The 20,024-nt window shown below is 69.1% G+C and carries 16 protein-coding genes and 1 pseudogene; 6 read left to right on the forward strand and 11 right to left on the reverse strand.

Features of this window, described 5'->3' with window-relative positions; all coding sequences use genetic code 11:
* Positions 1 to 227 precede the first annotated feature (227 nt).
* The 4 genes from sufC to ACIQ7H_RS13545 all read left to right on the forward strand — a co-directional run bounded on the left by sufC (position 228) and on the right by ACIQ7H_RS13545 (position 4,125).
* The gene (gene sufC, locus ACIQ7H_RS13530) at positions 228 to 989 is read left to right on the forward strand and encodes a Fe-S cluster assembly ATPase SufC (protein WP_395792326.1); all 762 of its coding nucleotides are present in this window, start codon (positions 228 to 230) and stop codon (positions 987 to 989) included.
* Positions 989 to 2,281 (forward strand): Fe-S cluster assembly protein SufD, encoded by a 1,293-nt coding sequence (gene sufD, locus ACIQ7H_RS13535; RefSeq protein ID WP_395792328.1) that lies wholly within the window; start codon positions 989 to 991, stop codon positions 2,279 to 2,281. The genes sufC and sufD overlap by 1 nt, the downstream gene beginning before the upstream one ends.
* On the forward strand, positions 2,278 to 3,525 hold the full coding sequence (locus ACIQ7H_RS13540; protein ID WP_395792330.1) for an aminotransferase class V-fold PLP-dependent enzyme: 1,248 nt from the start codon (positions 2,278 to 2,280) through the stop codon (positions 3,523 to 3,525). Before sufD ends, ACIQ7H_RS13540 begins: the two co-directional genes overlap by 4 nt.
* A 150-nt stretch (positions 3,526 to 3,675) precedes the next feature.
* Positions 3,676 to 4,125: an iron-sulfur cluster assembly scaffold protein gene (locus tag ACIQ7H_RS13545; protein WP_395792332.1), complete on the forward strand. Its 450-nt coding sequence runs from the start codon at positions 3,676 to 3,678 to the stop codon at positions 4,123 to 4,125.
* A 76-nt stretch (positions 4,126 to 4,201) separates the two neighbouring features.
* On the opposite strand, the gene ACIQ7H_RS13550 is transcribed toward ACIQ7H_RS13545, so the two are convergent.
* The 7 genes from ACIQ7H_RS13550 to ACIQ7H_RS13580 all read right to left on the reverse strand — a co-directional run bounded on the left by ACIQ7H_RS13550 (position 4,202) and on the right by ACIQ7H_RS13580 (position 14,843).
* A complete protein-coding gene (locus ACIQ7H_RS13550; protein WP_395792334.1) occupies positions 4,202 to 4,573 on the reverse strand; it encodes a VOC family protein in 372 nt (123 codons plus the stop codon).
* A gap of 117 nt (positions 4,574 to 4,690) precedes the next feature.
* A complete protein-coding gene (locus ACIQ7H_RS13555; protein ID WP_395792336.1) occupies positions 4,691 to 5,020 on the reverse strand; it encodes a hypothetical protein in 330 nt (109 codons plus the stop codon).
* Positions 4,996 to 6,837, reverse strand: a complete 1,842-nt coding sequence (locus ACIQ7H_RS13560) for a hypothetical protein (protein WP_395792338.1) — start codon at positions 6,835 to 6,837, stop codon at positions 4,996 to 4,998. The genes ACIQ7H_RS13555 and ACIQ7H_RS13560 overlap by 25 nt, the downstream gene beginning before the upstream one ends.
* A 43-nt stretch (positions 6,838 to 6,880) precedes the next feature.
* Positions 6,881 to 8,188, reverse strand: a complete 1,308-nt coding sequence (locus ACIQ7H_RS13565) for a VWA domain-containing protein (RefSeq protein ID WP_395792340.1) — start codon at positions 8,186 to 8,188, stop codon at positions 6,881 to 6,883.
* Positions 8,181 to 10,517, reverse strand: coding sequence for a DUF5682 family protein (locus ACIQ7H_RS13570; RefSeq protein ID WP_395792342.1), 2,337 nt, complete (start codon positions 10,515 to 10,517; stop codon positions 8,181 to 8,183). The genes ACIQ7H_RS13565 and ACIQ7H_RS13570 overlap by 8 nt, the downstream gene beginning before the upstream one ends.
* Positions 10,514 to 13,648, reverse strand: coding sequence for a DUF4132 domain-containing protein (locus tag ACIQ7H_RS13575; protein ID WP_395792344.1), 3,135 nt, complete (start codon positions 13,646 to 13,648; stop codon positions 10,514 to 10,516). The genes ACIQ7H_RS13570 and ACIQ7H_RS13575 overlap by 4 nt, the downstream gene beginning before the upstream one ends.
* A gap of 100 nt (positions 13,649 to 13,748) precedes the next feature.
* Positions 13,749 to 14,843 (reverse strand): AAA family ATPase, encoded by a 1,095-nt coding sequence (locus ACIQ7H_RS13580; RefSeq protein WP_395792346.1) that lies wholly within the window; start codon positions 14,841 to 14,843, stop codon positions 13,749 to 13,751.
* A gap of 208 nt (positions 14,844 to 15,051) precedes the next feature.
* Here ACIQ7H_RS13580 and ACIQ7H_RS13585 point away from each other — a divergent pair, with 208 nt between their 5' ends.
* Positions 15,052 to 15,618 (forward strand): GNAT family N-acetyltransferase, encoded by a 567-nt coding sequence (locus ACIQ7H_RS13585; RefSeq protein ID WP_395792348.1) that lies wholly within the window; start codon positions 15,052 to 15,054, stop codon positions 15,616 to 15,618.
* 271 nt (positions 15,619 to 15,889) lie between these two features.
* On the opposite strand, the gene ACIQ7H_RS13590 is transcribed toward ACIQ7H_RS13585, so the two are convergent.
* Entirely contained in the window at positions 15,890 to 17,047 is a 1,158-nt protein-coding gene (locus tag ACIQ7H_RS13590; protein ID WP_395792350.1) for an HD-GYP domain-containing protein, read from the reverse strand.
* A gap of 129 nt (positions 17,048 to 17,176) precedes the next feature.
* On the opposite strand from ACIQ7H_RS13590, the gene ACIQ7H_RS13595 reads away from it, so the two are divergent.
* Positions 17,177 to 18,169 (forward strand): type II secretion system F family protein, encoded by a 993-nt coding sequence (locus ACIQ7H_RS13595; RefSeq protein ID WP_395792352.1) that lies wholly within the window; start codon positions 17,177 to 17,179, stop codon positions 18,167 to 18,169.
* Between the two features lie 280 nt (positions 18,170 to 18,449).
* Here the strand turns inward: ACIQ7H_RS13595 and ACIQ7H_RS13600 are convergent, their stop codons facing one another.
* The 3 genes and pseudogenes from ACIQ7H_RS13600 to ACIQ7H_RS13610 all read right to left on the reverse strand — a co-directional run.
* Positions 18,450 to 19,181: a sulfite exporter TauE/SafE family protein gene (locus ACIQ7H_RS13600; RefSeq protein ID WP_395792354.1), complete on the reverse strand. Its 732-nt coding sequence runs from the start codon at positions 19,179 to 19,181 to the stop codon at positions 18,450 to 18,452.
* Between the two features lie 272 nt (positions 19,182 to 19,453).
* Complete coding sequence (ccoS, locus tag ACIQ7H_RS13605) at positions 19,454 to 19,696, reverse strand: cbb3-type cytochrome oxidase assembly protein CcoS (RefSeq protein ID WP_395792356.1); 243 nt, start codon at positions 19,694 to 19,696, stop codon at positions 19,454 to 19,456.
* Positions 19,693 to 20,024 (reverse strand): annotated as a pseudogene (locus tag ACIQ7H_RS13610) (hypothetical protein); the annotation flags it as partial. The pseudogene ACIQ7H_RS13610 and the gene ccoS, both read right to left, overlap by 4 nt.

Genomic DNA, 20,024 nt, shown 5'->3' on the forward strand with positions numbered 1-20,024 from the left:
GGATTCGGGATTCGAAGCCCGAGCCTCCAACTCTTCCGCTATGTCCCCCGTTTCCGCTTCGCCCGGACCCTCTCCCCAACCCCTCTCCCACGGGGAGAGGGGCTTCCATCTCGCCGCTTTGGCGCATTGCGCCGCGCGCCGCTCTGTATCGAATCCCGAATCCCGAATCCCCAATCCCGAATCCCCAATCCCCAATCCCGAATCCCGAATCCCGAATCCCGAATCCCATGCTCAAGATCGAAAACCTCCACGTCCGTGCCGGTGAGCGCGAAATTCTCAAGGGTCTGTCGTTGACGCTTGAGCCCGGCAAGCTGCACGCCATCATGGGTCCGAACGGTGCCGGAAAATCCACCCTGGGCCATGTGCTCGCGGGCCGTGAGGGCTATGAGGTCACGGCCGGTTCGGTCGAGTTCAACGGGGTCGATCTGCTGGCGCTGGAGCCCGAGGAGCGTGCCGCTGCCGGTGTGTTCCTGGCCTTCCAGTATCCGGTGGAGATTCCGGGGGTGAACAATACCTACTTCCTGCGCGCAGCCCTGAACGCGCAGCGCAAGGCGCGCGGCGAGCCCGAGCTCGACGCCATGCAGTTTCTCAAGCTGGTGCGGCAGAAGCTGCAGATCCTCAGCCTGAAAGAGGACCTGCTGCACCGCGCGGTGAACTCGGGTTTCTCCGGCGGCGAGAAGAAGCGCAACGAGATCTTCCAGATGGCCGTGCTCGAACCGAAGCTGGCGATCCTGGACGAAACGGATTCCGGCCTCGACATCGATGCGCTGAAGGCGGTCGCGGCCGGCGTCAATGCACAGCGCTCGCCGGAGCGCGCCTTCCTGGTCATTACCCACTACCAGCGCCTGCTCGACTACATCGTGCCTGATGCCGTGCACGTGCTGGCCGATGGCCGAATCGTCGAGAGCGGTGGGCCTGAACTGGCGCACCAGCTGGAATCGCACGGCTACGCCTGGGTCAAAGACCGGCAGAGCCCGGAGCACGTCTGATGTCCGCGCTGCTCGACAGCTTCCAGCAGCGTTTCGCCGAACTGCCGGAGGCGCTGCGTGACGCCGGCGGTCTGGCCGAAGCGCGCACGGCGGCGCTGGCCGCTGCGATTGCCGACGGCGTGCCTGCTGGCCGCGCCGGCAGCTGGCGCTATACCAATCTGCGTGCGCTCTCGGCGCGCAGCTATCGCGCTGCCGCCGGGGCCGCGGTGGATGCTGCCCTGATCGCTGATGTGCCGCGTCCACGCATGGTGTTCGTCAATGGCTGGTTGGATTCGGCGCTCAGCGATCTCTCGGCGCTGCCGTCCGGGCTCGAGTTCGTGCCGCTGGGGCGCGTCCTGCCGCAGGCACATGCGCGCGACGTGGTACATCTGGGCCGACGCTTTGCCGCCGCCGATGACGTGTTTGCGCGCCTCAACGCCGCGCTCGCGGTCGAAGGCGCGCTGATTCGGGTCGAAGCCGATGCACGGATCGAAACGCCGCTGCATGTCGTCTCGATTGGAGCGCCCGAAGGCGCCGATGCGGCCTGGCACCTGCGCCATCTGATCGACCTCGGCGCCAATGCCTCGTTGACCGTGGTCGAGCACGTTTTGGCCGGCGATGCGCACAGTCACCTTGAGACCGCAGTGACCCAGGTGCATCTGAAGCCCGGCGCGGAGTTGCGCCATGCGCGGCTGCAGAACGCGGCGCACGGGACGCAGCTGTTTGCGCGGGTGGATGCCGCGCTGTCGGCCGGTGCGCTGTATCGGCGGGTCGATCTCGATCTCGGCGCAGGTCTGTCGCGGCTTGAGCTCAACGCCGCGCTGCAGGGCGAGGCGGCCAGCGTGATTTCCGGCGGCGCGCAGCTGGCCGATGGACGTCGCGCGCTGGATAGCCGGCTGCAGATCGACCACGTCGCCCGCAACACGAGCTGCGACCTGCGCTGGCGCGGGCTCGCTGGGGCGCGCGGCAAGCTGAGCTTTTTCGGCGGGATCCATATCCGCGCTGGCGCCGATGGCACCGATGCGGCGCTGTCGGACCGCAATCTGCTGCTGTCGGACCAGGCGGAGATCAACACCCAGCCGGTGCTGGTGATCGATGCCGACGAGGTCAAGGCGGCGCACGGCGCCACCGTCGGTGAGCTCGATGCCGGCTCGGTGTTCTACCTGCGTTCGCGCGGCCTGCCCGAAGCCGAGGCGCGCGCGCTGCTGACTCGCGCCTTCCTCATCGAGGCGCTGGATGCGCTGGGCCACGCCGAGCTGGCGGAGGCGCTCGGAGCCGTGCTGATCGCGCGTCTGGATGGAGCCGCGCTTTGAACGCAGCGCCCGCCGCCCACGCCGCCGCCGCGCCCGACTGGGCTGCGCTGCGCGCGCAGTTTCCGGTGCTCAGCCGGCAGGTGCACGGCAAGCCGCTGGTCTACCTCGACAACGCGAACACCGGGCAGAAGCCGCAGTGCGTGATCGACGCGATGGACGCGTACTACAGTCAGTACACCGCCAATGTCGCGCGCGCAGTGCACAGCCTGGGCGAGCAGGCCACCGCGGCCTACGAAGCGGCGCGCGGCAAACTTGCGAAGTTCCTGAACGTTCGCGCCGACGAGCTGGTGTTCACCTCGGGCACGACCCAGGCGATCAATCTGGTCGCCTACAGCTACCTGCTGCCGAAGCTGCAGGCGGGCGATGTGATCCTCGCCAGCCGCATGGAGCACCACGCCAATATCGTGCCCTGGCAGCTGATTGCCGAGCGCGTTGGTGCGCGGGTCGAGCCGGTCGAGATCCTGGCCAATGGCGAGCTCGATCTGGTCGATCTGGAGCGCAAACTCGGCCCGCGTGTGCGATTGCTGGCGATCACCCATGTCAGCAATGTGCTGGGCACGGTGACGCCGATCCGCGAGATCTGCGCGATGGCGCGTCGCCATGACGTGCCGACTGTGGTCGACGGCTCGCAGGCGGTCCCGCATATGGCGGTCGACATCAAGGCGATCGGCTGCGATTTCTACGCCTTCACCGGCCACAAGATGGCCGGCCCGACCGGAACCGGCGCGCTGTGGGCGCGGCCCGAGCATCTGCAGGCGATGCCGCCTTTCTTCGGCGGCGGCGAGATGATCCGCACGGTCGGTTTTGAGGGCACCACCTTCAATGATCCGCCGCACAAGTTCGAAGCCGGCACGCCGAACATCTCGGGCTTCATCGGTCTGGGCGCGGCGGTCGATTTCCTCAGCGGTATCGGCATGGCGGCAATCGCCGAGCGTGAGCAGCAGCTGCTGCGCGTTGCCACCGAACGCTTGAAGGCGATACCCGGTTTGCGAATCTTTGGCGAAGCGCGCGAGAAGGCCGCGGTGATTTCGTTCCTGGTCGAAGGCGCCCACGCGCATGACCTCGCGACCCTGCTCGACCTCGAAGGCATCGCGGTGCGCTCCGGCAATCACTGCGCGCATCCTCTGCTCAGCTACTTCGGCGTGCCGGCCACGGTGCGCGTCAGCCTCGCCTACTTCAATACCGAGGACGAGATCGAGGCGCTGGTGCGGGGGATCGAGAAGGTGCGGAAGCTGTTGGGGTGAGGGCGGTGGAGATTGGGGATTCGGGATTGGGGATTCGCCGAAGGTGGGCAGATTGAGTTTGATTCCAGTTCAACCTACTCAGCGCCCCCATCGCAGTTTCGCAGCAGCCTGTTGTTGAATCCCGAATCCCGAATCCCGAATCCCGGCCCTATGCCCACCCCCTACCGCAGCGCCATCCTCGACCACAATCGCGCACCGCATCGGCGCGGGCGCCTGGCGCATCCCAGCCACTGTGGCTGCGGTAAAAATGCCTTGTGCGGTGACAGCCTGCAGGTTGAGCTCGTCGTCACCGACGACACCATCAGCGACTACGCGTTCGAAGCCGAAGCCTGCGCGATCGTGATCGCGACGGCTTCGATGCTGGGCGACGCACTCGTGGGTCGCTCGCGGAGCGACTTCGATCGAGTTGCAGATGACCTGCGCGCGCTGCTGACGAGCGACGCCGAGGGCGCGGACGCCGTGGCCGAATCAGCTGCGGCCGATGCGCTGCACGCTCGGCTTGGGCCGCTCGCCGAGCTTGAGGAAATGCGCGCGCTGCCGCGCCGGCACCGCTGCGTGACGCTGGCGCTGGAAGCGGTGCGCGCGGCGCTCTCGACATAGTCAGAACATCACTTCACGGCTTGAGTCGCCGCAAGAGCCCAAGGGCCGACGATGGCGAAGGCGCTCGGCTCGGCCGCTACCGGTGCTGGTCGATCAGGATCTGATTGCCGTCGGGATCGACCAGGGTCAGATGTGCGGGGCCGCTGCTGGATGCGTCGGCGGTGGTGGTCAGAGCGATGCCCTGGCTCTGCAGATGGCGCTGGATCGCGCGCACGTCATCGAAGTCCGGGAGCGGCTGCGCATTGCTGTCCCAGCCCGGATTGAAGGTCAGCAGATTGTTCTCGAACATGCCTTCGAACAGCCCGATCAGGGTGTCGCCGTTCTTCATGATCAGCCAGCGTTGCGCCTGATCGCCGCCGAAGATGTTGAAGCCGAGCTTCTCGTGGAACGCACGCGAGGCGGCGATGTCCTTGACCGCAAGGCTGATCGAAAATGCACCGAGTTTCATGGCGGCTCCTGTGGTCGAGCTGACCTTTGTTGAGCGGAAGACTTCGTGGCGGGGCGGGTCTTCTGGCGCAAGCGCCGTACGACCGGCGGTCGATTAGAACGCCCTTCGAGGCCTGATTCAATCGGCGCAATGGTCCGCCGTGGTGGGCCAGGCGTCGAGCTGGTGCAGGCTCCAATCGGCCGACAGCAGCACCTGTCGGCTGCACAGATCCAGCAGGCTGCTGCAACGCAGCGCCGTCGTCTGCTCGGCGTCGAGCAGGCGCGCCGCGGCGATCTGCAGCGCTGGCACCTGCAGGCTGAGCGGGTGCTGCAACCAGCGCTGCAGCGCCAGCACGGCCGCTGCATCGGGGTGCTCGACGCCCGCCGACAGCCAGGCCTGCAGCCACTGCGACCACTGCTGCAGCCAGTCGGCGATGGGATCTGCTAGCGCAGGCCGGGGCTGAACCACGTCGAATCCTCGGTTGACTGCAGCGCAATGGGTTCGAGCGTCATGCAGCCGCCTTGATGACTGAGCCGACCGAACACCTGCCGCCAGCGCCGGCCGCTGTCCCAAGCCTGCTGCAGCGTACGGATCGCGCGCCGCCGCGTTGCGTCGTTCGGTTCGATCAGCAGCTGAAGGCTGCAGCCGCGCGCATCGATCAGGCGCTGGGTCCAGCACTGCTGGGCGCGATCGAACTGCGGCGCCTCGCTCTCGAACGGCCCGGCCAGCACCACCGGTGCTCGCCCCTTGAGACCGCCGCGCTCGGCGGCGTTTCGAAGCCGCGTGGCCAGCTGGGCGCAGTCCATCGGTGCGGGCAGCCGTGACTGCAGTGCCTCCGCGCGGCGGTCGCGGAGCCAGGCCGCGGCCTCGGCGATCTCGGCTGCGCTCTGCTCAGGTGTGGCGGTGCCGGTCGGCTCCGCGGCGGGCGTTGCTGGGGGCTGTTGCGCGCTCACTGCGCCGGGCAGGCCCTCGATGTCGTGCCAGCGTGTTTCTGCTCGCGCGCTGACGCTGCCGTCTTCGCTGCACCACGCGCCCTCAAGCCGTTGGCAGCCACCGAGCAGCTGGCCCAGTTCACATCCGGCCCAGGTCTGCTGCCGCCAGTGCCGCAGCAGCGATGTCTCGAACCCGCGCATGGCGACGGTCTGCACCAGCGGCAGGCGCCGCCAGCGGTGGCTCTGCGCGCACCAGGCGTGCAGGTTCAAGCCTTCGCTGCCGTCCTCGTGGCTCCAGGCTTCGACGGCGAGGATCGCCAGCTGCAGCGTGGGCGCGGCGCGGTAGGTGCGGCGATGGCGGCCGCTGAGTTCGATCAGCGGCTGCGGCAGCGGCTGCGCCTTGAGTGCACGCAGACGCCCCCACAGCGGGCCGAGTGCCGACAGCAGCGCCTCGGGCCGGGCGCGACTGCGTCCGGCGAGTTCGTCTTCGAGCCAGCGCAGCAGCGGCTGCATCGCGCCCGCCACGGCCGGCAGCTCGGCCTGCCGGCTGCGCGTGCTCAAGGCGCGCGCCTGCTCGAGCACGGCCGGCGACAGCTGCGCGCTGCCCGTGCGCGTCAGCTGCAGGCACCAGGCCTCAAGCGCGGTCAACACCGCGGCCTGGGTTCGGCTGAGCGCGGGGCCGGGCAGGGTGGGCGGCGCCAGTCCGGCCTCCGCGCGGGCCTGCAGGATTAGCGCCGCGAGATGGGCGCAGCGGCGTTGGCCGCAGTCGCAAAGCGCCGCCGCCAATCCTCCGGTGGCGTTGAGACGCAGCCGAACAACGGTTTCGAGTTCGATCCCACCGCGCAGTTCATCGTCCGTGGCTTCGACCTGTACGCCGATCCCCTGCAGTTGCCACTCGCTGGCCTTGCGCAAGGCGGCGGCGCCCAGCGCCTTGGCCAGCGCGGGCCAATCGGGGTCGAGCCAGATCGGCGGCCTGCGCAGCGCGGGTGCGTCCGCAACCGCGATCACTTCCGCGTCGTCAGGTGCGGAATCGGCGATGGCCGGCACGTCTTCAGGCGTCGGGTGGGGCGCGGCCGCCTGCGCCATCCAGTGCAGCAGGGCGGCGACTGCATGGTGGCAGGCGCCGTTCGCCGGACAGCTGCAGTGCAGATGCTGGAAGCCGGGGCCGCTCAGCGCCTGCTGGTGCTGCTCCAGCGCCAGCTGATAGCCGCGCTCACTGCTCCAGTCCGGCGTGCCGGGCTCGCACTGCGCGAGCAGGCCGCGGCCGCGGCGCAGCAGGCCGCGATTGGTCCAGCCGAGCACGAAGCCCTCGTCCAGCTGCTGCAGCCAGGCGTCGATGGCGGCGCGGTTCATGCGGCTGTTGCCACGTCATTGGGATGGGTGAGCAGGCACGCGCTCATGCGATCGCCTTCGCGACCCAGTCGGCGAGGTGGTCCGGCGTCATCGCGCCGATCGCCATGCCGCACGCGGCCAGTTCCTGCGCGCGCTGGTGGTCGTAGTCGGGTTGCGCCTCGCGATCCAGGGCCGCGAGGCCAAGCAGCTTGACGCCACTGCCGGCGAGGCGGCGCGTCTGCTCAAGCAGCGCCGCACCGTCACCGCCTTCGTAGAAGTCGCTGATCAAGACCAGCAGGCTGTGGCTGGGTTGCTGGATGCGGTCGGCAGCGTAGACCATGGCCGCGGCGATGTCGGTGCCGCCGCCCAGCTGCAGGCCGAGCAGGGTTTCGACCGGATCGGCGAGCTGCTCGCCGAGATCGACGATTCGGGTGTCGAACAGGATCAGGCGCGTCTTCAGCATTGACAGGCCGCTGAACACGGCCGCGACCACGGCCGCATAAATCACCGAGTCCAGCATCGAGCCGCTCTGGTCGACCAGCAGCACCAGCTCCCAGGGCATCTGCCGCTGCTGGCGCGCGTGGAAGTACAGCTGACGCAGCACCAGCGCGTCGGCGGTGTGGTCGTAGTGCTTGAGATTGCGGCGCAGAGTGGTCGGCCAGTCGAGTTCGGCCAAGCTGCGCCGGCCGCCGTGCTGGCCGCGCCGACGGCGGCCCTGGAAGCGCGCGCGGATCGAACGCGCCAGCCGCGCTTCGAGTTCTGAGATCACGCTGCGGATCAGGCGCCGCGCTTCGCCCATGCTTTCCGGCGGCAGCAGGCTGCGGCAGCTCAGCAGGGTGCGCACCAGGTCCATGCTGGGCTGCGCCTGCGCCAGCACCTCGGGGTCGGTCAGCAGCTCGGTCAAGCCGTAGCGCTGCAGGCCTTCGCGCTGCAGATGCTCCACCGTGCTGGCGGGAAACAATCGGCGCACGCCGCGCAGCCACTCGGGTGCGCCGAGCCCGCCAGATCTGCGCCCGCCGCGGCGGCTGCGCGCTGTGGGCTCGAACTCGCACTCGGCGTACTCGTGGCGGTAGAGGTAGTCGAGCAGGCGATCGCGTTCGGCGTCTTCGGCGTTGAGCTGGGCGATGCCGCCCGCGGACGGGCCGACGCCCTGTCCGCGTCCGCTGCGCTCGACTGCCTCGGCATCCGCGGACGACCGCGAACCGGTGGCCTCGGCGTCCGCATCGGCCTCCGCATCCGCATCGGCATCGGCATCGGCATCGCCCGGCTGGGCGGGCGTGTCAGACGCGCTGTGCGCTCCGGCGCCGGTGTCTCCGGCGGCCTCGGCGGCCGGCCCTAGGATCAAGCGCCAGCGTCGCTGCAGCTCAGTCATGCAGGCCCCACAGGCGAACCGCGGCGTCGTGGCGCTGCAGCAGTGCGGCGAATTCGGTCAGCACGGCAGCATCCAGGGTGACGCGCTCAGGCGCGCGCGCTGACGCGCATTCGAGCGCGAGCACCGCCGCCAGCACGGCGCTGGCCTCACGGGGCTTCAGCGCAGTGAAGGCCAGGCGCAGGCCGGGCAGGACGCGCAGGAAACACGCTTCATCCCATTCGAGCAGCGCCGCATTGAAGGCCTCGAGCAGGGCCGGGCTGGAGGTCAGCACCTGACGCGCCAGCGGCAGAAAGCCGAGCAGGTAGTCGCACAGGGATTCGGCATCGATCAGGCCGCTGTCGAGCGCGGCGGCGAGGCGCTGGCGGGTAGCGTCGAGGGTGAGTCGCCCGCGCGCGCTGAGGATGCCGACCGCGCGTCCGCGCAGCATCGCCGGCAAGGTCGCGTCCTGCAGGCTGTGCAGGGCGTCGAGAAAGGTCTCGCGCGCAGCCCAGCGCTCGCTGCAGAGCGTGTTGAGGGTGCCCAGCGCCAGCATCACCTCGGCCGCGGCAGGGCGGTCCATCTGGCCCAGCCAGTGGATCTGTCGGCAGGCGCGGCTGAACACCTGGGCGAGCAGCTCCGGCAGGGTGCTCAGCGCCGCGGCCTGCAGCACTTCTGCCGCGCGCCAGGCGCCGCTGAGCAGGGCCAGCCCGAGGCTCAGCTCGGGCAGGTGCGCGCAGCGCTGGCTCCAGTCGGCGGTCCGCTGCAGCAGCGGCTGCACGCTGGCGTGCAGGCCCATGCGCAGGGCCTCGACCAGACAGCGCGGCGCTTCGGCCGGGTGGCGCGCTGCGCGCTGCAGCAGGGCGGCCAGGGCGGCCTCGGGCAACTGCGCGCCGAAGTGTTGGCACTCGGTGAGACGCGCATCGACTTCGGGCCGCCAGCTCAGCTGCCAGATTTCGCGCACGCGCTCCAGGTCAGTGCCGGCCGCGAAGTCCGGGCCGGCGTGCAGCTCCGCGTAGGGCACGCCGAGCGCGCGCAGCTGATGCAGCAGCTGCGAGATCTGCCGGTGCTTGGGGCTGCGGTAGAGATCCAGTGCGCGCTCACGCTCGCCGCCGGGGAGCAGCGGCAGGCCGAGCGCGCCAGCGCGACGTCGGAAGTCTTCGACCAGGGGCGCACGCGGATAGCGCGATGGCAGGCTGCCGGTGACGTTGGCGGACAGCAGCCGACGCAGGCGCTGCTGACGCAGCTGCTCGCCGGTGCTGTCGAGGCCATCGCGCAGCAGACAGGCGCCGAGTGCATCCAGCACCTCGGCGCGGCCGAGCGGAACGCCGCGTAGCGCCGCCAGCCGCTCGCTCATCAGGACGGCTTCAATGGCGTCGGGCAGGCCTGTAGTTTCGCCCTCGGCCTTCAGGCCATGCAGCGCGCGCTGCGCGGCGGCCTCGGCGGCGGCGCGCTCCGGCCGTGCATCGGCGCGTTCGAGCGCCTGCCAGTACAGCTGGTAGTAGCCGGTGTCGGGCAGGCCGGCGGCGTAGTCATGGGCGGCATCGATGCGGTCGAGCGCGTAGGGCAGCAGATAGCACTCGGCGCGGCCGTCGGCCGGCTCGATCAAGGGTGGGGTGCTTTGAGCCAGCAGCACCGCAATGGCTTCGGTGTGAATGCCGCCGGTCACCACCAGGGTGCGCAGCCCGGAAGCGCAGGCCGCGGCCACGTGCGCGGCCATTGCACGCTCACGCGCGCTGCACTGGGCGGAGTCGGGGCGCTCGCGCAGCAGCAGACACCAGCGCTGCAGCCGCTCGAAGTAGTTCTGCGGCGTCAGCTGTTGGCAGCCGGCTTCGAAGTGACAGTCCCACCAATGGTCGAAGTCGCGGCAGCCGCTGGCCGCAAGCACGCGCTCGGCAGGTTCGCCCTCGCCGAGCCCGTGGTCGTCCAGCAGGCTGGCCTCGTGTACGCCTGGCTCTGCGTGCTCCATCAGCGCTGCGGCCGGGCGATCGATGAAGATCACCTCGGCCTGGATCCGTACCGCCTCGCGCAGCGCCACCCATTCCGGCGAGAACTCCGCCAGCGGGTAGAACGCGCGGCGCGCGCGCTCGCCGCTGCCGTCGGTCGCGGCCCGGCTGCAGGTGTACAGCGCCAGCGGCGGCCGCGCCGAGGATGCAGCGAGATAGGGCAGCAGCGCATTGGCCTCGGCCGGGCCCTCGATCAGCACGCGCTGTGGGCGCTCGCTGCGGATCAGCGCGCGCAGCTGCCAGGCGCAGAGCGGGCTGTGGTGGCGCACCGGCACCAGCCGCAGCTGCGCGCTGGCGGGAATCGCCGCCAGCCGCTGCATCAGCTCAGCGGGCGCCGCTGAATTCACTTGCTGGCCTTGAGCGCGAGCTTGCCGACGTGCTCGGCCGCCAGCGACAGCAGCGGCGCTGGCACCTGGCTGAGGAACTGCACCTGCTGGCCGCGGTAGAACTCCACCGCACCGACCGATGCATCGCCGTACAGGCTGGCGTCCATGTCCTCGGTATCGATCTGCACCCGCAGCCCGTCGGTGAAGCGGCGCTGGTAGCCGAAGATGTGGCTGCCGTCCTGGTCGCGGATCTGGTAGTTCCAGCCTTCCAGGCCGTACTTGAGCGTGGATTGGGCAACGCGCAGGCCCGCATGCCGATGCAGCGATGTGGAGTTCATCTCCTCCGCACTCAGCACCAGCACCGGTCGACCGACCTGGTCGAGAAAGGGCTTGATCTCGTAGTCCTTGAGGTGCGCGGTCCACGCATCCACCTCGCCGGCTTCCGCGAGTGCGGGGTGCCACAGCCGCAGACAGTCGTCGTCCGCCAGTTGTACCGGCTGGTCGGCGGCATCAATCAGCGAACGGTCCTCACTGATGCGCAGGCTGCCCAGTGCCCGACCATCGGCGGCCAGACGCGTCCAGATCAGGCCCTGGCCGATCAGGCCGAGCACGGCGTGCTCGACGAACAGCACCCGCCAGCGCGCGGCCGGCCAGCGGCGCTCGCTGACCATTGCATCCTCCAGCCGCTGCGCCTGCAGTTTGATGACCTTCTTCAGCCCGCCGCGCAGCAGCTTGATCGCCGCGTCGGCCGCGGCACGGGCGTCCAGGTCTTCGCCGTCCTTGGCTTTCGGCAGGGTCTTGCTGGTCTTGCCGCTCAGGCTGTGGGTGAAGCTCAGTTCCAGATCGGTGCCGACCCGCATGGTGTAGCTGCAGGGGCCGAAGTCGAACACGCGGCCGCTGTTGGTCAGACCGAAATCGGGCGTGATCTCGTCGAGCAGACCGGCCAGGTCGCAGCCCCGGCGCTTGGCGGCGGCCAGCAGGGCTGCGCGGGCGCCCTGATGGATCGCATCCGAGTAGATCGATTTCGAATAGACCTCGTACACATGCGAGAGCGCATAGGCGGTGTCGAGGCCGCCGAGCGTCAGCAGGGCGGTGACGGCCTTCGGCTTGGCGCGCTTGTGCCAGGACTTGAACGCTTCGAACAGCGGTTCAACCAGACGATCGTCGCCACCCGCCGGCACGAACAGCAGCAGCCAGCTCAGCTTGCGATCACCGTTCTCCGCCAGCCACAGCTGCAGCAGCTGCGCGGCCAGCGCCGCCTGACGCTCGCGCGACAGATGCGCCAGCAGGCTGAGTGCGGTGTCGGCGAGGCGATCCTCTTTGGTGTCCACCGCCAGCGTCAGCAGCCAGCGCGCGTACTCCGGCGGCAGCGGCGCCAGTGCGGCGGCAAGCGACTCGCTCCACACCTTGTCGACTGCCGGTTTGATCTTGGCCTTGGCGACGCGGGCTTTCAGCGCGTCGAGATCGGCGGCTGCGGCGGAAGGGGCCGACACGCCCGGCTGCGCGTCGACTGTTGCGGTGTCGTCGCCGGTCGCGAGCGTTGTCGTCGCGCCTGCGGCCTTGCGGCCCAGTCGCGCCCGAATGCGGTCGCGATCGGCATCGGCGGTGCGCGCGTCGTCGTGAACCTTCTGCAGCAGTGGCTCGGCCGCGGTGTCGGTGCAAAGCAGCAGCGACTCCAGGCCCACGTCGCGCACGCCCTTGCGGCGGTCATCGAGCCAGCCGAGTTCGGACAGCAGTCCGCTGCCGGCAGCGGCTAGCCGTGCTGGCAGCGCGCGCTGAATGGGTTTGCTCTTGGCCGCAAGCTCCATCAGCCCGGGGTTCAGCAGGCGCAGTAGATCCGGGTCCTGCAGGAATCGCAGCAGGTGCACCGCATCGGTGGGCTTGACCGCAACGATATCGGCAGATCGCGCGCGCAAGACCTCGCTCATGAAGGTCGCAAAGGTGCTGTGCACCGCCGCCACGCGCGCTTTCCCAGCCTTCTCGTCGCGCCAGCCCACCGGCCAGTTGGGGTCATCACCGAGCCGCGCTCCCAGCCAGTGGAGGAACAGCGGCAGCAGGGCCGCCGGCTGCAGGCGCCACAGCTGCTGCAGCAGGCCGAACTCGATGTCTACTGCGGGGCGATAATTTTCGCGATTCCAGAACCACACGCTCGCGATGTCCGGCGCTGCGTCCAGGATCCGCTGCAGCAGCGGCAGGGCCGGGTGCTCAGGGGTGACCGCGCCGAAGCGTTCGTACTCGAACAGGTGCTCGGCCCAGCGCAGCACGTAGGCGCGCATCTTGTCGCCGTCGCTGAGCGCCCAGGCCTGCTCGGCCAGGCCGACATCGGGAAACGTCACATAGGCCTTGCGGAAGCTCACCGGATCAGCGATCAGCAGCGCGCTCAAGCGCTCGATCGCCGCGCGATCGGGTTTCGCGGAGTCGTGGCTCATGCGCCCGTCGAGGTGATCCAGCGCGGCCCGGCGCAGCGCCAGGCCACCGCGCTCGGCCAGGGTCAGCAGCAGGTCGGTCGGTTCGATCTCGCGCACCAGTTCGTTGGCATTGAGACGGCCGAAGCCCGAGTCGACATCGTGGAAGCGATGCAGCGCTTCGTCGCTGATCGCCGCAATCGCGGTCGCCAGCAGGCCATTCCGATCGGCTTTCTCGGCAGCACTCTCGTCGCGACGGCTGCGCACCCGCGCCAGCAGATCGAGTGCGGCTGCCTGCACGCTCGGATTGTCGGTCGAGGCGATCAGCGCCGCCAGCCCGGCGCGCTCTTCGCGATTGCGCGGCATGAAATCGCGCATCCACATGTGCGGCACGGTCTCGCGGCTCAGAATCTCGACATTGCCAGCGATCGACAGCACGTCACTTGCGGACAGCAGATGGATGCTGGCGTCGATCAGAAACGCGGCGTGGTTGGCATAGGCTTGGGGATTGTCCTGCAGGAGTCGCATCAGGGCATCGCGCCAGCCCGGCAATCGATCCACCGGCGGACTGCCCTCGCGCACCCCGCGCAGGTAGTGGACGAACACCCCCCAGTGCTTGGAGGTCCAGGTCTGGCGGATGCCGGTGAGGCTGGACTCGCTCAGCTCGGCGCCCAGCGCCTGCCAGGCTTGGATGCATTTCTCGGGCAGCTGCTCAATACGTTGCGGCGGGCTCGGCAGTTCGGTCACGTCAGGTCCTTGTTCAGTGCGGTTCGGAGGGGTATGCGATCGGGTCGCCCAGCAAGGCGCGCTGCTGCGCGTGCAGGCCGGGCTTCACAGCGGATCTGGGTCAGAGCCAGCGCTCGCCGTCCAGCAGTTGCTGCCAGTTGTGCTGCTTGCCGCGCTTGCTGCGCACCAGGCGCAGGTAGTCCGCCAGCCGTCGCCGATCGTCGGCGTCGTCTTTCAGCACGGTGCCGCTCATGTGGCGGAGCAGGGTGTCCGGGCTGGGCGTGGCCGCGCCGAAGTACCAGGCCTCGGCGGCAGCGCTGTAGGCGACATTGACGGCTTCGGCCGTCGACAGCACGCTCGACAGTGGCTCCAGCCGCACGCCCAGCGCTTCGCCGCTGCGAAGCTCCTGGAACACCGTCACCAGCAGTTCGCTCACGTCCGGCGGCAGGCGGGTGTCGATGGCGTCGTCAGCCAGCAGGCGATCCACTTCGCGGGCGACCAGCTCGGCTTCGGCCTTCAGCTCACGAATGGGCTGCAGGGTTTCGAAGTTGAAGCGGCGCTTGAGTGCCGCCGACATCTCGTTGACCCCGCGATCGCGCAGGTTGGCGGTGGCCATGATGTTGAAGCCGGGCCGCGACAGCAGCATGGCGGCATCGCCCAGCTCGGGCACGTGCAGCACGCGATCGGACAACACCGGAATCAGGCTGTCCTGGATCTCGATCGGGCAGCGGGTGATCTCCTCGAAGCGCAGCAGTTGACCCTGCGCCATGCAGCGATGCAGCGGGCCGGGAACGAGGGCGCGCTCGGACGGGCCCTCGCGTAGCAGCAGGGCGTAGTTCCAGCTGTAGCGGATCTGCTCTTCCGCGGTGCCTGCAGAGCCCTGGACCGTCTGCGTGCTGGTGCCCGAGATCGCTGCAGCCAGAAGCTCCGACAGCAGCGATTTCGCAGTGCCGGGCTCACCGACCAGCATCAGCCCGCGCTGTCCGGCCAAGGTCACGATGGCGCGCTCGACCGCGATGTCGTTGCCGAAAATCTTGCGGGTGCAGCGCGGTCCGCTGGCATCGGCGGCAGCGCCGAGGATGAATCGGCGCACGCCGACCGGACTCAGCCGCCAGCCGGCCGGCCGCGGTGCGCGATCGGACTGCGCCAGTGCGGCCAGCTCGTCTGCATGCAGAAGTTCGGCCGGCAGTCGCTGGGCGTCTCGGGTTGGGCTCATGTGGACTCTGCGCGGGCGCTCGCGGCGCCGGCTCGTGTGGTTCGGAGCGCAAGCCTGTCATGGCCCGGAAAAGGGTGGAATACCCGATCTGTCAACCGCGAGACTGCGGCGCGCTGTACGCGCATCGCATCGGCCCAACCACTGCCGCGTCGCCAGCGCAGCTGGCAGAATCGAGGGCCACGCCTCTGCGCCCAGGTTCGCTCAGCCCATGTCGGTCCAATCCATTCAAGAGGCTGCAACCCTGCAGTTCCGCTTCGCGTCGACGGATGATGCCGCCGCAATCGCCGATCTCGTCGAGAGCGGTTACCGCGGTGAACGCAGCCGCAGCGGCTGGACCACCGAGGCCGATCTGCTTGATGGCCAGCGCACCAGTGTCGACGGCGTTCTGGAGGTGCTGGCAGATTCCGACGGTCGCATTCTGCTCGGTGAGATCGATGTCGACGGCGTGCGTCAGCTGGTTGCCAGCGCGCACCTTTCGCGCCATCCGGCGTATGCGTATTTCGGCATGTTCTCGGTGCGGCCGGGTCTGCAGAACGGTGGCCTCGGCCGGCAGATGTTGGCCGAGGCTGAGCGCATTGCGCTCAACGATTGGTCCCTGCCGGAAATGCGCATGAGCGTGATCGATCTGCGCACCGAGCTGGTCGCCTGGTACGAGCGCCGCGGTTACCAGCGGACCGGCATCTACCTGCCGTTCCCGTATGGCGACAAACGTTTCGGTCTGCCCAAGCGCTCTGACCTGCGCTTCGAGATCCTGAAGAAGTCCCTGCTGGACTGAGCCGCGTCGGGCCGCATGGTGCGCGCCGAGCCCACCTCATGCCGAACTCGGAGCCGCGCTTTCGTCCGCCCGCCGGCTTGCGCGCAAAGTGCTCAGAGCGTGTGAAAAATCCAGGCGCCGTAGCGAGGGCGTCGCTGGGCGTTCGTGGCAAAGCGCGGTACGTGAATTCAAGGGAGTTTGGCGGGCCAGTGACCGCAGAATTCGCGCAGCGCGCTGCAGCCACGGGCGTCCAGAGGCGGCCGCAGTAGGCGGATGGTTTTTTCACATGCTCTCAGTCCCAGAGTTTTTCGAGCCCCGGCAGCAGCGCCTGGTAGCGTTCCGCCGACAGCGACTCGGCGATCCCGAGTCCGGGCTGGCTGCTGTCGCGGATGGGGCGGTCGACATCGGTGCGGCCGTGTCGGTCCACCAGCATCCGCACCAGCGGCTTGCCCGCCTGCAGGCCGCGTCGGAACACCACGCCAATTTCGCCACTGTCGAGCCGCACCAGGCCGCCCGGGCCGTAGATGCCCACTTCGCGAATCAGCCGTGCTGACATCGATTCGTCGACCAATCGGCCGCGCTCGAGAAAGATCGCGCGCATCGCCTCGGTGGCGGCAACGGCGCCACGGTAGGCGCGCGGGCGGATCATGGCGCAGTAAGTGTCGACCAGCGCGATCAGTCGCGCTCCGACGGAGATCGCATCGCCGGCGAGGCCGTGCGGATAGCCCGAGCCGTCCAGCCGCTCGTGGTGGTGCAGCACCGCGTCCAGCCACAGCGGGTCTTCGACGCCGGCGATCCGCAGCGCTTGCACCGCGCACTCCGGATGGTCTTTGATCGCCCGTCGCTGTTCGGGGGTCAGTTCCGCGCGCTGCTCGTTGAAGATCTCAGCCAGCCGGGTCAGGGTGCAGTCGAAGGTCAGTGCCGCGCCCATCAGCGAGCTGATCTCCGGCTCGGCCATCTGCATCGACTGGCCGATCAGCCGAACCAGGATGGTGGCGTGGATCGGCCGTGCGGATTGGCCATCGTCGCGGGTGCTGAGCTGCATGGTGGCCAGCGCGGTGTCGGCGTCACTGTCGACATAGGCGCCCAGGCGCTCGCGAATCTCGCCGAGCGCGGCGGCCACGTTGCCGTTGTCGGCGCCGTCCGGCTGCGCCATGCGCTGCAGCAAAGGTTTGAGATCATCACGTAGCCGGCGCAGCCCGGGCCCGACGCGGGTCGGCCATGCGCCCGGCGCGCTGGTGCATATCGACTCCTGAGCGACATCACTGCTGCCTGCGCCGCGCCGCGCTGCGTTTTCGTCACGCACGAAGCCCCGCTGCAGCAGGGAATCGCGCTGGCCTTCGCTGCGGACCACGTGGCCGGCCTCAAGCAGCAGCTTGCCGTCACGGTCGAACACCGCGAAGCTCAGGCCTTGGCCGATCTGGATATCGTGTGAGCTGATGGGGCGCACCGGGGGTCGGATTCCTATGTCGCGCGCGTTGGGCCGGCGTTTCTCGGCGAATGGGGCTTTGATGGCTTGGACGGCGATGCAAATCTCAGGCCCGAACAAGGGAGCGGAAGGCCGCGCGGGGGCATTCGAGTGAACGCGGCGGCCTGCGCATTGCCCGACGCCCTGCGTGCACGCGTGCATCTGCAGATGGCCGCGCTGGAGCGCGCCGGTGTGCCGGTGCTGCAGGCCTTGGGCATGCTCGAGCTTCCAACCGGCGAACAAGCGCGCGTGCAGCGCGCCCTGCAGCTGCTGCGCGCGGGCCAGCCGCTGGCGATGGCGGGGCGGATCGCCGGACTGTTCACGCCGATGGAATCCACGGTGATCGCCGCGGCGGTGCAGGGCGGCAGCCCGGCGAACGCGCATCAGCGACTGGCCGAGCGCGCATCGGCGCGCGCTGCCCAGTTCAAACAGGTGCGGGCACGGCTGGCGCTGCCGGCCTTCGTGCTGCTGGCGGCCCTGTTCATTCTGCCGCTGCCGGCCCTGGTGGCCGGGCACATCGGCGTGGTTTGGTATCTCGCGCGCATCGTGCTGTTCCTGTCCGCCGCGGCCGGACTGTTTGCGCTAGGTCGTGAAATCTACCTCCGCCAGGCGGCGGCTGAAGACTGGCCGGGCCGCGAACCGCTGGAGTCGCTGCTGCTGCGCCTGCCCTTGATCGGTGGCCTGGTCGTGCGCACCCAGGCGCAGCGATTCTTCGAGCACCTGGCCCTGCTGCTGGAGGCCGGCCTGCCGGCGGTCGACGCGGTCACCCATGCGGCCAGCACCCTGCGCCTGCAGTGCATCCGCGCCGACTTCGAATCGATGCTGCCGGCGCTGCAGGCGGGTGCATCCTTGAGCCAGGCTGCCGAGGAGCTCGACTACCTCGGCAGTACGGCCGTGCTCGGCATGCTCAGCACCGGCGAGGGCAGCGGTCGGCTCCCCGAGCTGCTGCAGCGCTATGCCGACGGCGAGGCCGCGCTGCTGTCGAGCGAGATCGAGCAGATCGCCACCTGGCTGCCGCGGATCGCCTATGCGCTGCTGGCGCTGTGGCTGGCGGTACAGCTGATCGGCAGTTTCGCGGGGATTCTGCAGCGTCGGATCGACTAGATCGGGGCGGTGAGCGAAGCGCGCAGCGACCCGCGAAAAATTTTTCGCCGGGCGTGATCAGGTTTTCCGCCGAACCGCGTGTAGGTAGCTGGGACCCGGTTGAACGACTCGCCTCTTTGGATGCAAGGGCATTGGAGCGTTCGCCGGCTTCCAGGGTTGCTTATCGATGGTGGAGCTGCTCCCAGGGGGTGGCCGGCTTTGTGGCCGGCCGCCGTTTTCTGTTGCAGGCCCACCGGTGAGCTGCCAGTTTTCGCCGCTGAGCGCACGTGGTGGACTGGTCTCAAAGCGTGCGACAGCCGAGCGCCGCGAGCACGCCATGGACAGCCGGAATCTGTGCCAGCCAGGGCGCCGCGAGCGTCAGCAGGCCGGATGCGATGACCAGGCTGGCTGCGATGCGGCGGGTGGCGCGCTTCTGCAGCCAGCGCAAGGTGCGCGCGCCGCTGTAGGTCAGCGGAACCATCAGCGGCAGGGTGCCGAGCCCGAACGCCGCCATGATCAGCCCACCTTGCAGTGCATCCGCCGACAGCCAAGCGGCGCTGAGCAGGGTCAGGCTCAGTCCACACGGCAACCAGCCCCACAGCAGGCCCAGCGCGAACTGACGTGGCGCCGTGTTGGCCGGCAGCAGTCGTCGCTGCAAGGGTGCCAGCCGCTGCCACAGCGCAGCACCGGGCTTGGCCAACAGGTTGAAGCCGCTGCCCGGAAACAGCATGCGCAGGCCCACCAGCACCAGCACCGCACCGACCAGCATGCGCGCGCCAAGCAAGAGCAGATCGCTGCGCAGCAGACCCAACAGACCCGCCCCAACACCGCCGACGATCAGCCCCGCGAGCACATAGCCGGTGACCCGGCCCAGATTGCTGCGCAGGGCCATCGCCCAGGCCTCGCGCGGGTTCTGCGCGCGTGCGCTGACCGCCACACCCGCCGCCACGCCGCCGCACATGGCCGCGCAGTGCACGCCGCCGAGCAGGCCGGCGATCAGGGCGGCGCCAATGCTCAGCCAGTCATTTGGCATGGGTAGAACTGTCTGGGCGAAGCGGCTCGGACCCGCGCTCGGGTGACATGCGCCGCGCAATCACATCGCGCGAAGGCCGTCCATGCGGGAGTGATTTCACGGTGTGCCGCGCATCGCTGTGCACCGCATCGATCGGCGCAAGATCGATTGTCGGCCGGGGCGTTGCCGTCATGGCTCGCGCGATCCGCGCAGGTGGAACTCGTGAAAGCAGGCCGCATGCGTGCCGGCCATGCGCCAGCTCAATCAATGCGGTTCGCGCAGCGTGCTGGCGCTCAGGCGATTCGATCGTCATCGCCGTCCTGCGCCTTGTGCTGCGCCTGCGTCTGCGCCGCCCGCGCTGCCCGCGCTGCCGCGGTATCGCGCAGGGTCGGGTCCTTGGCGTCTTCGGCCAGGATGTCGATCGCGGGCGTGTCCAGGTCGTCGAACTGGCCGCGCTTGACCGCCCAGAAGAAGGCCCACACCGCCAGCCCAAGCAGCACCAGACTCACCGGCACCAGGTAGATCAGCACACTCATCGGGCGGCGCCTGTGGAGGACTCGACCGTCAGGCCCGGCGCCAGGCCGGGCTGCGTGCTGCGCAGTTGGTGCGCAGAAGCCCGCCCCAGCCGCAGCGCATTGAGGGTGACGATCAGCGACGATCCCGCCATGCCCAGCGCGGCGATCCACGGGGTGACCCAGCCGGCCGCGGCGAAGGGGAGGGCGATCAGGTTGTACAGCAGGGCCCAGGCCAGGTTCTCGCGGATGATGCGGCGGGTCTGGCGGGCCAGCGCAATGGTCTGCGGCAGGCGCATCAGGCGCTCTCCGCCGAGCACGATGTCGGCCGCGCGGTGGGCCAGCGGTGCGC

Origin of the sequence: Aquimonas sp. (assembly GCF_044377145.1) — a bacterium.
Classification (GTDB): domain Bacteria; phylum Pseudomonadota; class Gammaproteobacteria; order Xanthomonadales; family Xanthomonadaceae; genus Aquimonas.